Genomic DNA, 13,215 nt, shown 5'->3' on the forward strand with positions numbered 1-13,215 from the left:
GGTGAAGAATTTCATGCAAGCAGTGCGTAACTGGGCTGCCCGTTGTGCGCCGTGGATCGGCGCGGTGGGCCTGTTCGGCGCTGTCCAGCTGGCCCATGCCGGCGACTACGACGGCTCGCCTCAGGTGGCTGAGTTCGTTGGCGAAATGGCCCGCGACTACGGTTTTGCCAGCGAGCAGCTGACAGGTGTATTCCGCGAGGTCCAGCGCAAGCAGTCGATCCTTGATGCCATCTCGCGTCCGGCCGAGCGGGTCAAGCCCTGGAAGGACTACCGGCCGATGTTCATCACCGACGCGCGCATCGCCCGTGGTGTGGACTTCTGGCGCCAGCACGAAGCGGTGCTGGCACGTGCCGAGCAGGAATACGGGGTGCCGGCGCAAGTCATCGTCTCGATCATCGGCGTAGAGACCTTCTTTGGCCGCAATACCGGCAACTATCGGGTCATCGACGCCCTGTCGACGCTGGGCTTCGACTACCCGCCTCGGGCCGAATTCTTCCGCAAAGAGTTGCGCGAGTTCCTGCTGCTGGCCCGCGAAGAGCAGCTTGACCCGCTCACGCTCAAAGGCTCCTACGCCGGCGCCATGGGCCTGCCGCAGTTCATGCCGAGCAGCTTTCGCAACTATGCCGTGGACTTTGACGGCGACGGCCACATCAATATCTGGAACAACCCGGACGATGCCATCGGCAGCGTTGCCAGTTACTTCAAGCGCCATGGCTGGGTGGCCGGCGAAGGTGTGGTCAGCCGTGCCATGGTGCAGGGCGAGCGAGCCGATGAAGGCCTGACCACCGGCATCGAGCCGGTGAAGACCGTCGGGGAGTTGCGAGCGCTGGGCTGGTCGAGTCATGATGCGCTGCGCGATGATCTGCCGGTTACCGCCTTCCGCCTGGAGGGCGAAAACGGCCCTGAGTACTGGATGGGCCTGAAGAACTTCTACGCGATCACTCGCTACAACCGCAGCGTGATGTATGCCATGGCGGTGCATCAGCTTTCGGAACAGCTGGTCCAAGCACGGGGCGTCAAGTAATGCGCGCAATCATCTCTGCCAATACCTTCAAGCTGCTGACCTGCATGACTGTCGGCATGCTGCTGGTCAGCTGCTCCTCCAGCCGCCCGACCACCACCCAGAAAAGCGGCAATACTGTCCGCGCCCAGCCCGGCCTGGACATCAACCGTGCCCACAAGGACGGCGCGCCGTGGTGGGACGTGGATGTGAACAAGATCCCCGATGCCACACCGACCGTGCACACGGGCAACTACAAGGCCAACCCCTACACGGTGCTGGGCAAGACCTACTACCCGATGCAGGAGTCGCGCAACTACCGCGCCGAGGGCACCGCGTCGTGGTATGGCACCAAATTCCATGGCCAGAACACCGCCAACGGCGAGCTCTACGACCTGTACGGCATGAGTGCGGCGCACAAGACCTTGCCGCTGCCGGCCTATGTGCGGGTGACCAACCTGGCCAACGGTCGCAGCGTGGTCCTGCGGGTCAACGACCGCGGCCCGTTCTATTCCGACCGCATCATCGACCTGTCCTACGCGGCGGCGAAGAAGCTCGGCTACGCCGAAATCGGCACTGCGCATGTGCGCGTCGAGGGGATCGACCCGCAACAATGGTGGGCCCAGCGTGGCCAGCAACCACCGTTGGTGCTGAAGGAGCCGCAGGTCGCCCAGACCCAGTCGATCCCGGCCAGCACCGGGCGCGTCGAGCAGTGGACCCCGCCGCCGCAGCAACACGCGGCGCCAGTGGTACCCGTACAGGTCGGCGGCAACAATGTGCCGGCCGGCAACGGCGGCAGCTTCCTGCAGGTGGGTGCCTTCGCCAACCCGGACGCCGCCGAACTGCTGCGTTCGAAGCTGAGCACCATGGTCAGTGCGCCGGTGTTCATCAGTTCCATCGTGCGTAACCAGCAGACCTTGCACCGCGTGCGCCTGGGGCCGATCGGCAGCCAGGGTGAGCTCCAGCAGGCGCAAGACAGCATTCGCCTGGCGAACTTGGGGCAGGCAAAGCTGGTCACAGCAGACTGACAGCTTTAGTAGGAGCGGCCCTTTCGCGACACAAGGCCGCTCCTACAGGTTTTGTCATGAATTGCCGGGCGCGCGCATGTACAATGACGGCTTTTGCCCGCAGCGACATAAAGCCGCACTGCGTGGGCTCGGCCCAAGGCCTTAAAAACTAGACTGACTGGCGCTGGGCACACGCTGTAGCCCAGGGAACATCTCAGACCATTAGCGATTTTCGAGAGACGGATGAACATCACCAACCTTGCCAAACGACTTTGCCTGCCCGTACTGCTGATGATCACGCCTGCTGCTTTCGCGGCAGAGCAGATGATGCCGGCACCACCGCAACTGGCAGCCAAGTCCTACGTACTCATGGACGCGTCCAGCGGCAACGTGCTGGTCGAGAACAACGGTGACGAGCGCCTGCCGCCAGCCAGCCTGACCAAGCTGATGACCGCCTACATCGCCACCCTGGACATTCGTCGTGGCCAGATCGGTGAAAACGATCCGGTCACCGTCAGCGAAAACGCCTGGCGTACCGGCGGTTCGCGCATGTTCATCAAGGTTGGCAGCCAGGTGACCGTCAGCGACCTGCTGCACGGCATCATCATCCAGTCGGGTAACGACGCTTCCGTCGCCCTGGCCGAGCACATTGCCGGCAGCGAAGACGCTTTCGCCGACATGATGAACAAGACGGCCACCGACCTGGGTATGGCCAACAGCCACTTCATGAACCCGACCGGCCTGCCGAACCCGGAGCACTACTCTTCGGCGCACGACATGGCCCTGCTGGCGCGCGCGATCATCGACGTCGACCCGGCCCACTATGCGATCTACTCGCAGAAAGAGTTCTACTGGAACAACATCAAGCAGCCGAACCGCAACCTGCTGCTGTGGCGTGACAAGACCGTCGATGGCCTGAAGACCGGCCACACCGACGAAGCCGGTTATTGCATGGTGGCTTCGGCCGTACGTGACGGCCAGCGCCTGATCGCCGTGGTGTTTGGCACCAACAGCGAGCAGTCTCGTGCTGCCGAAACCCAGAAGCTGCTGACCTACGGCTTCCGCTTCTTCGAAACCCAGACCTTCTACCAGAAGGGCACCGAGCTGACTCAGGCCCCGGTCTGGAAGGGCGCCACCAGCCAGGTTAAAGCTGGCCTGGCCAACGACCTGACCATGACTATGCCTAAAGGCCAATTGAAGCGCCTGCAGGCTTCGATGACCATGAACCCGCAGCTCACCGCACCGATCGCCAAAGGTGACGTGATCGGCAAAGTGGAAGTCAAACTGGACGAGAACGTGGTTCACAGCGCCGACCTGATCGCCCTTGATGGCGTCGAGGAAGGTGGTTTCTTCCGCCGTATGTGGGATAGCATCCGTCTATTCTTCTACGGGTTGTTCAACTGATAACGTGACCTGCCACGCTCCCGCTGTTCATGCGGGGGCGTTGTTGTTGCCACGGCTTACGAGGCCGTTTCCGCCATGAGCGAACCTGACGTCAAGTCGCACAAGATCGAGTTCCCCTGCGCCGATTACCCGATCAAGGTCATTGGCGATACCGTTGTCGGTTTCAAGGACACGGTCATCGAAATCCTCAGCAAATACGCCAAGGTCGACCTCGCTACCCTGGCCGAGCGCCAGAGCAAGGAAGGCAAGTACACCACGGTGCAACTGCACATCGTTGCCGAGAGCGAGAACCAGCTGCACGACATCAACAGTGCACTGCGTGCCACCGGCATCGTGAAAATGGTGCTCTGATGTCCGCCTGTCTCGGTTTTCGCGATCTTGGCCTGCAGCCCTATGAACCGGTGCTGGAAGCCATGCGTCGCTTTACCGAGCAGCGAGGGCCCGACAGCCAGGACGAAATCTGGCTGGTCGAACACCCTTCGGTCTTCACCCAGGGCCAGGCCGGCAAGGCCGAGCACCTGCTGATTCCGGGCGATATCCCGGTGGTGCAGACCGACCGTGGTGGCCAGGTGACCTACCATGGCCCCGGGCAGTTGGTGGCCTACCTGCTACTGGATGTGCGCCGGCTGGGTTTTGGTGTACGTGAGCTGGTCAGCCGTATCGAGCAGACCCTTATCGACCTGCTTGCCAGTTACGATGTCCAGGCCGCGGCCAAGCCCGACGCCCCGGGTGTCTATGTCGATGGAGCGAAAATCGCCTCCCTCGGCCTGCGAATCCGCAACGGCCGTTCCTTCCACGGCCTTGCCCTGAACGTGGACATGGACCTTGCGCCATTCCGCCGAATCAACCCCTGCGGTTATGCGGGGCTGGCCATGACCCAGCTACGCGATCAGGCAGGCCCGATCGAACTCAACGAGGTCAGGACAAGGCTGCGCGGACAGCTGGTCAAGCACCTCGACTACGCTGAGCAGACGACCCTCACGGGCGGAATCGACTGAATATGACAACTGTGCAAGAAGCCGTGCCGAACCTGATACCTACCCAGGATGTCACCTCGCGCCCTGCGCCGAAGAAGGTGGAAGCTGGGGTCAAACTGCGTGGCGCCGACAAGGTGGCGCGCATCCCTGTGAAGATCATCCCGACCGATGAGCTGCCGAAAAAGCCCGACTGGATCCGCGTGCGCATCCCGGTCTCGCCCGAGGTAGACCGCATCAAGCAACTGCTGCGCAAGCACAAGCTGCACAGCGTCTGCGAAGAGGCCTCTTGCCCGAACCTGGGCGAGTGCTTCTCTGGCGGTACCGCGACCTTCATGATCATGGGTGACATTTGCACCCGTCGTTGCCCATTCTGCGACGTGGGCCACGGCCGACCGAAGCCACTGGACCTCGACGAGCCGAAAAACCTCGCCGTCGCCATTGCCGACCTGCGCCTGAAGTACGTGGTGATCACCTCGGTGGACCGCGACGACCTGCGTGACGGTGGTGCCCAGCACTTCGCCGACTGCATTCGCGAGATCCGCGCCTTGTCGCCAGGTGTGCAACTGGAAACCCTGGTCCCGGACTACCGTGGCCGTATGGATGTGGCCCTGGAGATCACCGCGCAAGAGCCGCCGGATGTCTTCAACCACAACCTGGAAACCGTACCGCGCCTGTACAAGGCCGCGCGTCCGGGTTCGGACTATGACTGGTCGCTGGACCTGCTGCAGAAGTTCAAGCAGATGGTCCCGCACGTACCGACCAAATCGGGCCTGATGCTCGGCCTGGGCGAGACCGACGAAGAAGTCATCGAAGTGATGCACCGCATGCGCGAGCACGAGATCGACATGCTGACCCTCGGCCAGTACCTGCAGCCGTCGCGCAGCCACTTGCCGGTGCAGCGTTTCGTGCACCCGGACACCTTCGCCTGGTTCGCCGAAGAAGGCTACAAGATGGGCTTCAAGAACGTGGCCTCCGGCCCGCTGGTACGTTCTTCGTACCATGCTGACCAGCAGGCCCACGAAGCCAAGATCAAGCTCTGAGCCTGGTCTGAGTCACACATGCCGATGCGCGCCGAAAGGCGGCATCGGCATTTTTGTTTTTGTGCCCTGCGCTGCAAGGAGTTGCGATGAATTGCGCCGAAACCTTCGAGTCCCGCCTGCCCGCCGTACTGCGGGAGGATGCCTGCTTTGCCATCGTCGCGCCGGCCGGGCCGGCACGCCTGGATGCGCAAAAAGCCAGCCAGTGGTTTGCCGAACGTGGCTATCGCTGTCGTATCTACCCGGGCGTTGATCAGGCCCAGGGCTACCTGGCGGGCTCAGATCAGCAGCGGCTGCAGGACCTTCACGATGCCTTCGCAGACCCGGCTATCGACGCGATCCTGTGCATGCGCGGCGGCTACGGCAGCATGCGCCTGCTCGACCAGCTCGATTTTGACCTCGTTCGCCGCAATCCCAAGCCACTGATCGGCTACAGCGACATCACCGCGCTGCACACGGCCATCTACCGGAACACTGGTTTACTTACCTTCCATGGGGCGATGCTGAACGCCGATCTGCTGGGCGCCAAGCTTGAGCCGACCGAGTCGTCGCTCATAGCGCAGTTGATTGGGCAGGTTGGGGCCGGGGATGCGATTGCGCATCCTGCCGACTTTGCCTTGAACTGCGTGGTGCCGGGTATTGCCAGTGGGCGTTTGCTGGGTGGCAACCTGTCGATGCTCGGCGCGACCCTGGGCACCGTGGCAGAGATCGAAACGCAGGGGTGCATCTTGTTTATCGAGGACGTCAACGAACCGCTGTTTCGGGTGGATCGTTTACTGACCCAGTTGCGCCTGGCGGGCAAGCTTGACGGGGTGAGGGGCGTGTTGGTAGGGGATTTTGCAGGGATCACCGTGGCGGCGTTGGCGCCGCTGCTGCAGGACATTTTCGGGCCGCTGGGTGTGCCGGTGCTGGCCGGGTGGCGCAGTGGGCATTGTGACCCGAATGTGTGCTTGCCGCTGGGGGCTGAGGTGGTGCTGGACAGCGAGAAGATGAGCCTGGTGTTGCAGCAGGACTTGTTTAGGGCTTGAGGGGGCTGCTGTGCAGCCCTTCGCGGGCAAGCCCGCTGCCACCGGTACTGTGCAGGCCTTAAGGTCGCCGCAGTTCCTGAGGGAGCGGGCTTGCCCCGCGAAGGGCCGCAATGGCGTTAACGCTGACGCAGGCTCTCAAGCAGCTTGTGCGTCGGATACCCATCCGCCGCCCACCCAAACCCTTGCTGGGCATTGCGAATGGCCTTGCGGGTATTGGCGCCAATGATGCCATCGGCATTGCCGGCGTCATGCCCGCTGGCATTGAGCAGGTTTTGCAGTTCCATGCGCTCGCTGCGGCTCAATGGCAGGTCTTCCTTCGGCCAGCTGCCGGCAATGAAGCCCCAGCCCGAGAACCGATCACCCAGCAGGCTCACGGCCAGGGCATAGGACGATGAGTTGTTGTACTTGAGAATGGCGCGGAAATTGTCCAGCACCAGGAACGCCGGGCCGCGTGCACCCGCAGGCAGCAGCAGGGCGGCGGACAGCTGGTTGCTGTTGGCGGGCAACTGGGTGCCGGCGGGCAGCTTCACGCCCAGTTGCAGCCATTCACTCACCGGCTTGCGCAGCGAACCATCGGCCAGCCAGAAGTCGAAGCCTGCCGGTACTTGCACTTCAAAGCCCCAAGGCTGGCCACGTTTCCAGCCGGAGCTTTGCAGATAGTGCGCGGTCGAGGCCAAGGCGTCGGGGGTGCTGTTCCAGATGTCCCGGCGGCCATCGCCGTCGAAATCCACCGCATGGGTGTTGTAGGTGGTCGGGATGAACTGGGTCTGGCCCATGGCGCCGGCCCATGAACCGCGCATGGCCTCAGGCTGGATATCGCCGTTCTGCAGGATCTGCAGGGCGGCAATCAGCTGGTCCTGAGCGAACTGTGGGCGGCGGCCTTCGTAGGCCAGGGTCGCCAGCGAGCGAATGACCGACTTGCTGCCCTGGAACTGGCCGAAGTTGCTTTCCATACCCCATACCGAAACCAGCACCTGGCGGTCCACGCCATAGCGCTGCTCGATGCGGCTCAACAGTTCCGCATTCTGCTCCAGCAGTTTCTTGCCATTGCGCACGCGCAGTGGCGACAGGGCGCCTTCCAGGTATTCCCACACGGGGCGGGTGAATTCAGGTTGGCTGCGGTCGGCCTTGATCACGTCCATGTCGGGGGTTACACCGACGAATGCACGGTCGAAGGTGGTTGGCGAAATACCGGCCTGCAGGGCCTGTTGGCGGAAGCCAGCCTGCCATTGCGCGAACGTTTGCAGAGGCTGGATCTCAGTAGTGCTGGCGTCGGGCGTTGCACCGGGCAGGTTCACCACCGGGGCGGGCTGGGCAGGGGCCAGCGGCAAGGCATCGGCGGCGGTGGGTTTTTCCGCGCAGGCGACGAGCAGGATGAAGCTGGAGGCCGCGATCAGTTGACGGGATTTCCAACGGGGGAGAAGACTGAGGAGCATGCACAGATCCAGAATTTCAGGTCAGGTGCTGACCATACCATGCCTGCGCTTTCGATGCTTTCATGCGGCCAAAAAGTAAGAAGCCTCCCAATCTCTCGATTGGAAGGCTTCGCGGCGGTAGCTGCCTTTGCCCTTGTCTGGTTGTTCCTGGCGGCAGCGGAACAGGGGCTGGGCGACGATGGACTTGGCCTTGTTGGGGCCGTGCTTTTTCGGCTTTTTGCTCATGGTGCGGGTTCCCGATGGATGGTGTTCGAGGCGCACTGTAGGCCCCTGGGTGGGGGAGGGCCAATTGATTGTGTATATGGTTCGGGGCTCAGGGCTGCCTGTAGGAGCGGCCCCGGCTATTCGGGAGGGAGCGCTAGCCGCTGGCCCGCCATCAGCAGCGACAGCCGTGCCAGGCCGGTCCAGGGCGAACCTTCGGCCTGGCCCTTGATCTGCGCATCGATACGCTGAGCATCTTGCAGCAGCTGAGCCCAGCGCTGCGCAGACAGGCGCTGCAGGGCTTTGCTGACCAGCGGGCGACGTTTGTCCCACACCGGTGGCCGCGCTTGGCTGAATGCCTTGTCCAGCGGTACGCCCTGGCTGAACTGCTGGGCAAGCCCGGACAGTTGGCGCAGCTCGCGGGCCAAGGCCCACAGAATCACCGGCGGCTCCACGCCTTCACCGCGCAGGCCTTCGAGCATGCGCAGGGCATGCGCGGCTTCGCCATTGAGAATGGCATCGACCAGCCCGAAGACATCGAAGCGGGCGCTGTCGGCGACGGCCGACTGCACGGTCTCCACGGTGATCTGATTGCCCTCGGCAAGCAGCTTGAGCTTTTCGATTTCCTGGGCGGCGGCCAGCAGGTTGCCTTCGACACGTGCGGCAATCAGGTCGACAGCATCGCGCTGTGCCGAAAGGCCGGCCTGCGACAGCCGCTGGTTGATCCATTGGGGGAGCTGGTGGGCATCCACCGGCCAGATCTGGATGAACTGGCAGTGGGCACCTTCGATCAGTGCCTTGCCCCACTTGGTCTTCTGCGCGCTGCCGTCGAGTTTGGGCAGGCTGATCAGCAGCAGCGTGTCCTCAGCCGGGTTGGCGCAATACTCCATCAACGCGGCAGCACCCTTGTCGCCAGGTTTGCCGGAGGGCAGGCGCAGCTCCAGCAGGCGGCGTTGGGCGAACAGGGACAGGCTGGCGCCCGCCTGGAGCAGGGTGCCCCAGTCGAAATTGGCGTCGGCACTGAACACCTGGCGTTCGTCGAAACCTTGCTGGCGCGCAGCGGCACGGATGGCGTCGGCGGCTTCCTGGCACAGCAACGGGTCGTCGCCACTGACCACGTAAACCGGTGCCAGAGTGCCTTGAAGGTGCTTGTTGAGTTGGGCGGGGGCGAGTTTCATCGGAAACAGGCGGGGCACCTGGGTGCCCCGCACGGGCTCAGTTGCCCGGAACTTCCAGTGGCGACTGCTGCGGCGTTTCGGCCTGCTGGTGGCGAGCCGCTTCCAGCGCGTCGGCTTGCGCCTTGGCGCGTTCGTCGGCTTTGCGCTGCAGCTCGTCCAGTTGCGCCGGGGTCAGCATCTGCAGGCGTACGACCATGGCGTTGACCAGGTCGCGGCGCATCTCTTCGCGTGCCCGGTTGGCTTCTTGCTCGGAACCTGTGATGTTGGACGCGTCACGCATGTAGATCTTGCGGACTTCCAGTTTGTCGGTGAGCAGTTCCAGGTTGTTCAGGCCCTGGATGCTGTAGTCCAGCACCGTGGTCAGCTCGTACTCGGCCGAGCGGCTGCCACCGCTGTAGGTCGCGGCGCGCTGGCTTTCCTGCTCGTTGGTCAGCACCAGGCGGTAAGGTGCGCCCGCGTGGACGTTGACGCCGCTGCGCTCCAGGACCTGGCGCAGTTCGGTCACTGTTTCGCCATAGGCATTACGCGCGCTGACGTCCATCTCCTTGACGTTCAGCTCGGTGGAGCCGGTGCCGCGCAGCTGGAAACCGCAGGCGCTGAGCAAAACGGCCAGGCCGATTACCAGCAGATTGCGTTTGATCATGTTGTTGCTCCCTCTTGGGCCTGTACCGCCCGCCCGCAGTGGCTGCGGGCGGGCGTGCCATCAATTGGCGACGATGTTGACCAGCTTGCCCGGTACCACGATGACCTTGCGGATGGTCAGGCCATCGATGAAGCGCAGGACATTTTCGTTGCTGCGGGCGGCGGCTTCGACTTCTTCGCGGCTGGCCGCGGCCGGCATCTCGACCTGGCCGCGCAGTTTACCGTTGACCTGAACCACCAGGGTAACGGTGTCCTGCACCAGTGCCTGCTCATCGACGCTCGGCCAGGCGGCATCGATTACCGACTCTGCGTGGCCCAGATGCAGCCACAGCTCATGGGAGATGTGCGGGGTGATCGGGGCCAGCAGCAAGGTCACAGCCTCCAGGCCTTCCTGCAGCAGGGCGCGGTCCTGTTCGGTTGCTTGCGGGGCCTTCTCCAGCACGTTCATCACGGTCATCACCTGGGCGATGGCGGTGTTGAACTTGTGGAACTGACCCACGTCGTTGCTGGCCTGCTTGATGGCAGCGTGGATGGCGCGGCGGATGACTTTTTGCGCGTCATCCAGCGCGGCGACATCCAGCTTGCCCGGCAGACCCTGGCTGACGTGGCTCTGGGCCAGGCGCCAGACACGACGCAGGAAGCGGCTTGCGCCTTCGACGCCGGAATCGGACCACTCCAGGCTCATGTCGGGTGGCGAAGCGAACATCATGAACAGGCGGCAGGTGTCGGCGCCGTAGGCTTCGATCATCGATTGCGGGTCGACGCCGTTGTTCTTGGACTTCGACATCTTCTCGGTGCCGCCGATTTCCACCGGCAGGCCGTCGGTCTTCAGGCGGGCGCCAATGATCTTGGCCTTGGCGTCACGTTCGATCTCGACGTCGGCCGGGTTGAACCAGTCCTTGCCGCCGTTGCTGGCGACGCGGTAGTAGGTCTCGGCGATCACCATGCCTTGGGTCAGCAGGTTCTTGAACGGCTCGTTCGAGGTGACCAGGCCTTCGTCACGCATCAGCTTGTGGAAGAAGCGTGCATACAGCAGGTGCAGGATCGCGTGCTCGATGCCGCCGATGTACTGGTCGACCGGCAGCCAGTGGTTGGCCGCTTTCGGGTCGACCAGACCCTGGTCGTAGTTTGGCGAGGCGTAGCGGGCGAAGTACCAGGACGACTCGACGAAGGTGTCCATGGTGTCGGTTTCGCGCTTGGCCGCAGTGCCGCATTTCGGGCAGGTGCATTCGTAGAATTCAGGCATGCGCGCCAGCGGCGAGCCGGCGCCGTCCGGTACCACGTTCTCCGGCAGGGTAACCGGCAGTTGGTCTTCCGGTACCGGCACGTCGCCGCAGGACGGGCAGTGGATGATCGGGATCGGGCAGCCCCAGTAGCGCTGACGGCTGATGCCCCAGTCGCGCAGGCGGAACTGGGTACGCGACTTGCCGAGGTCCTTGCGGATCAGGGCGGCTTCGATGGCGTCGAAGGCGCCGGCGAAGTCCAGGCCGTCGAACTCGCCGGAATTGATCAGCTGGCCGTACTCGTTGTAAGCGGGCAGCCATTCGTTGCCGACGTCATCGCCTGCGCTGGTGCGCACCACGGCCTTGACCGGCAGGTTGTACTTGCGGGCGAACTCGAAGTCGCGCTCGTCGTGGGCCGGTACGGCCATCACGGCGCCGTCGCCGTAGTGCATCAGTACGTAGTTGGCGACCCAGACCGGCAGTTTTTCGCCCGTCAGCGGGTGTTCGACCAGCAGGGAAGTGGGCATGCCCTTCTTCTCCTGGGTGGCCATGTCGGCCTCGGCAACGCTGCCGCTCTTGCACTCGTCGATGAACGCCTGCAGCGCCGGGTTGCCCTGGGCGGCCTGGGTGGCCAGCGGGTGTTCGGCGGCGACGGCGACGTAGGTGGCGCCCATCAGCGTGTCAGGACGGGTAGTGAAGACCTTGAGGGTGCCTTGGTGGCCGATGCTGGCCTGGTCGAACGGGAACTGCACTTCCATGCCGCGCGACTTGCCGATCCAGTTGCGCTGCATGGTCTTGACCTGTTCAGGCCAGCCCGGCAACTCGTCGAGGCTTTCCAGCAGCTCGTCTGCATAGTCGGTGATGCGGAAGTAGTACATCGGGATTTCGCGCTTTTCGATCAGCGCGCCCGAACGCCAGCCGCGGCCGTCGATGACCTGCTCGTTGGCGAGCACGGTCTGGTCGGCCGGGTCCCAGTTCACGGTACCGTTCTTGCGGTAGATGATGCCTTTTTCGAACAGGCGGGTGAACAGCCACTGTTCCCAGCGGTAGTAATCCGGCTTGCAGGTAGTGACTTCACGTGCCCAGTCGATGGCCAGGCCCAGGCTCTTGAGCTGGGTCTTCATGTAGTCGATGTTTTCGTAGGTCCACTTGGCCGGGGCGACGTTGTTTTTCATCGCCGCGTTTTCCGCGGGCATGCCGAAAGCGTCCCAGCCCATCGGCTGCAGGACGTTCTTGCCCAGCATGCGCTGGTAGCGGGCAATCACGTCACCGATGGTGTAGTTGCGCACGTGGCCCATGTGTAGCTTGCCGCTCGGGTACGGGAACATCGATAGGCAATAGTAAGTGTCTTTGCCTGGCTGTTCGGTAACAGCGAACGATTGTTGCTCGTCCCAGAAGTTCTGGGCGGCGGCTTCGATATCACGGGGCGTGTATTGTTCGTGCATGGCTACTTTTGGCTGAGAGAGAAGAGACCTTGTTCCAGGCAGCGGAACCTCGCTGCAACCGGTACTCCGGTGTCGTTTAGAGTGAACGCCGTAGCATACAGCAGCGCTGCGCATCGTGGGAAACCTTGATTGCGAATGCCCGCTGGTCGCGGCAAACGGCTGCTTTTAAGAGTGACGCTAAGCTCAGGTGTGGGGGGAGATATTCTTATCTTCAATGAGGTGAACGGATGGGAGAGACGCAGCTACCCGTAATCAAACCGGAGCTTTACGAACGCCTGATCGACCGCCTTGGCCTGGCATTGGAAGTTGCCAGGACGTCGGTACGATTGCGCGACGAGATGCCAGCCGAGCTGGAGTTGCGCGGCCTTAGCCACGCAGAGTTCGAAGTGATCAAGGCTTACCTGGAAACCCTTCCGGAGCGCCAAAATGCCTGTGCCGGCAGTTACCCGCAAGCGGAGCCGACATCGGCCAAGATCATCTGGCTCAAGGACAAGAAACGCCCCGCCAGCACGGCGAGATCCAGGACGCTGCCACATCGTTAGCCGTTCAGGACGCCAGGCGCAGGCCATCGCGCGCCGGTTCTTCAATACACTTCTCACGATCGTCGCCGGCGGCACACTTGTTGCCCGGCGTCGAT

At 63.0% G+C, this 13,215-nt stretch carries 13 protein-coding genes; 8 read left to right on the plus strand and 5 right to left on the minus strand.

All coding sequences use genetic code 11. The annotated features are described in order from the left end of the window. Positions 1-13: 13 nt before the first annotated feature. The 7 genes from mltB (at position 14) to OGV19_RS26935 (ending at position 6,453) form a co-directional block, all read left to right on the plus strand. Positions 14-1,024, plus strand: a complete 1,011-nt coding sequence (mltB, locus tag OGV19_RS26905) for a lytic murein transglycosylase B (RefSeq protein WP_264311436.1) — start codon at positions 14-16, stop codon at positions 1,022-1,024. After that, positions 1,024-2,028, plus strand: a complete 1,005-nt coding sequence (locus tag OGV19_RS26910) for a septal ring lytic transglycosylase RlpA family protein (protein ID WP_264311437.1) — start codon at positions 1,024-1,026, stop codon at positions 2,026-2,028. The genes mltB and OGV19_RS26910 overlap by 1 nt, the downstream gene beginning before the upstream one ends. Before the next feature lie 222 nt (positions 2,029-2,250). After that, positions 2,251-3,411 (plus strand): D-alanyl-D-alanine carboxypeptidase family protein, encoded by a 1,161-nt coding sequence (locus tag OGV19_RS26915; RefSeq protein ID WP_264311438.1) that lies wholly within the window; start codon positions 2,251-2,253, stop codon positions 3,409-3,411. Positions 3,412-3,486: 75 nt separating this feature from the next. Continuing rightward, a complete protein-coding gene (locus OGV19_RS26920) occupies positions 3,487-3,762 on the plus strand; it encodes a DUF493 domain-containing protein (protein WP_264311439.1) in 276 nt (91 codons plus the stop codon). Beyond that, the gene (lipB, locus tag OGV19_RS26925) at positions 3,762-4,409 is read left to right on the plus strand and encodes a lipoyl(octanoyl) transferase LipB (protein ID WP_264311440.1); all 648 of its coding nucleotides are present in this window, start codon (positions 3,762-3,764) and stop codon (positions 4,407-4,409) included. Before OGV19_RS26920 ends, lipB begins: the two co-directional genes overlap by 1 nt. Positions 4,410-4,411: 2 nt before the next feature. Beyond that, on the plus strand, positions 4,412-5,428 hold the full coding sequence (gene lipA / locus OGV19_RS26930; protein WP_264311441.1) for a lipoyl synthase: 1,017 nt from the start codon (positions 4,412-4,414) through the stop codon (positions 5,426-5,428). Between the two features lie 86 nt (positions 5,429-5,514). Beyond that, positions 5,515-6,453, plus strand: coding sequence for a S66 peptidase family protein (locus OGV19_RS26935; protein WP_264311442.1), 939 nt, complete (start codon positions 5,515-5,517; stop codon positions 6,451-6,453). A gap of 116 nt (positions 6,454-6,569) precedes the next feature. Here the strand turns inward: OGV19_RS26935 and OGV19_RS26940 are convergent, their stop codons facing one another. From OGV19_RS26940 to leuS, 5 genes are all read right to left on the minus strand, one after another. Continuing rightward, on the minus strand, positions 6,570-7,889 hold the full coding sequence (locus OGV19_RS26940; RefSeq protein ID WP_264311443.1) for a lytic murein transglycosylase: 1,320 nt from the start codon (positions 7,887-7,889) through the stop codon (positions 6,570-6,572). Positions 7,890-7,949: 60 nt separating this feature from the next. Further along, a complete protein-coding gene (gene arfA / locus OGV19_RS26945) occupies positions 7,950-8,114 on the minus strand; it encodes an alternative ribosome rescue factor ArfA (RefSeq protein ID WP_016501800.1) in 165 nt (54 codons plus the stop codon). 116 nt (positions 8,115-8,230) lie between these two features. Beyond that, the gene (gene holA / locus OGV19_RS26950) at positions 8,231-9,268 is read right to left on the minus strand and encodes a DNA polymerase III subunit delta (RefSeq protein ID WP_264314014.1); all 1,038 of its coding nucleotides are present in this window, start codon (positions 9,266-9,268) and stop codon (positions 8,231-8,233) included. Between the two features lie 37 nt (positions 9,269-9,305). Continuing rightward, entirely contained in the window at positions 9,306-9,911 is a 606-nt protein-coding gene (gene lptE / locus OGV19_RS26955) for an LPS-assembly lipoprotein LptE (protein ID WP_264311444.1), read from the minus strand. Positions 9,912-9,971: 60 nt separating this feature from the next. Continuing rightward, positions 9,972-12,578, minus strand: coding sequence for a leucine--tRNA ligase (gene leuS, locus OGV19_RS26960; RefSeq protein WP_264311445.1), 2,607 nt, complete (start codon positions 12,576-12,578; stop codon positions 9,972-9,974). A 227-nt stretch (positions 12,579-12,805) separates the two neighbouring features. Between leuS and OGV19_RS26965 the strand changes: the two genes are divergently transcribed. Further along, entirely contained in the window at positions 12,806-13,120 is a 315-nt protein-coding gene (locus tag OGV19_RS26965; protein WP_264311446.1) for a hypothetical protein, read from the plus strand. Positions 13,121-13,215: the final 95 nt, after the last annotated feature.

The organism is Pseudomonas putida (assembly GCF_025905425.1).
Taxonomy (GTDB): Bacteria; Pseudomonadota; Gammaproteobacteria; order Pseudomonadales; family Pseudomonadaceae; genus Aquipseudomonas; species Aquipseudomonas putida_AF.

Excerpts from the sequence above, each read along its gene's own strand:
- mltB (WP_264311436.1), top strand. The coding sequence starts at position 14 with ATGCAAGCAGTGCGTAACTGGGCTGCCCGTTGTGCGCCGTGGATCGGC.
- OGV19_RS26910 (WP_264311437.1), top strand. The coding sequence starts at position 1,024 with ATGCGCGCAATCATCTCTGCCAATACCTTCAAGCTGCTGACCTGCATG.
- OGV19_RS26915 (WP_264311438.1), top strand. The coding sequence starts at position 2,251 with ATGAACATCACCAACCTTGCCAAACGACTTTGCCTGCCCGTACTGCTG.
- OGV19_RS26920 (WP_264311439.1), top strand. The coding sequence starts at position 3,487 with ATGAGCGAACCTGACGTCAAGTCGCACAAGATCGAGTTCCCCTGCGCC.
- lipB (WP_264311440.1), top strand. The coding sequence starts at position 3,762 with ATGTCCGCCTGTCTCGGTTTTCGCGATCTTGGCCTGCAGCCCTATGAA.
- lipA (WP_264311441.1), top strand. The coding sequence starts at position 4,412 with ATGACAACTGTGCAAGAAGCCGTGCCGAACCTGATACCTACCCAGGAT.
- OGV19_RS26935 (WP_264311442.1), top strand. The coding sequence starts at position 5,515 with ATGAATTGCGCCGAAACCTTCGAGTCCCGCCTGCCCGCCGTACTGCGG.
- OGV19_RS26940 (WP_264311443.1), bottom strand. The coding sequence starts at position 7,889 with ATGCTCCTCAGTCTTCTCCCCCGTTGGAAATCCCGTCAACTGATCGCG.
- arfA (WP_016501800.1), bottom strand. The coding sequence starts at position 8,114 with ATGAGCAAAAAGCCGAAAAAGCACGGCCCCAACAAGGCCAAGTCCATC.
- holA (WP_264314014.1), bottom strand. The coding sequence starts at position 9,268 with ATGAAACTCGCCCCCGCCCAACTCAACAAGCACCTTCAAGGCACTCTG.
- lptE (WP_264311444.1), bottom strand. The coding sequence starts at position 9,911 with ATGATCAAACGCAATCTGCTGGTAATCGGCCTGGCCGTTTTGCTCAGC.
- leuS (WP_264311445.1), bottom strand. The coding sequence starts at position 12,578 with ATGCACGAACAATACACGCCCCGTGATATCGAAGCCGCCGCCCAGAAC.
- OGV19_RS26965 (WP_264311446.1), top strand. The coding sequence starts at position 12,806 with ATGGGAGAGACGCAGCTACCCGTAATCAAACCGGAGCTTTACGAACGC.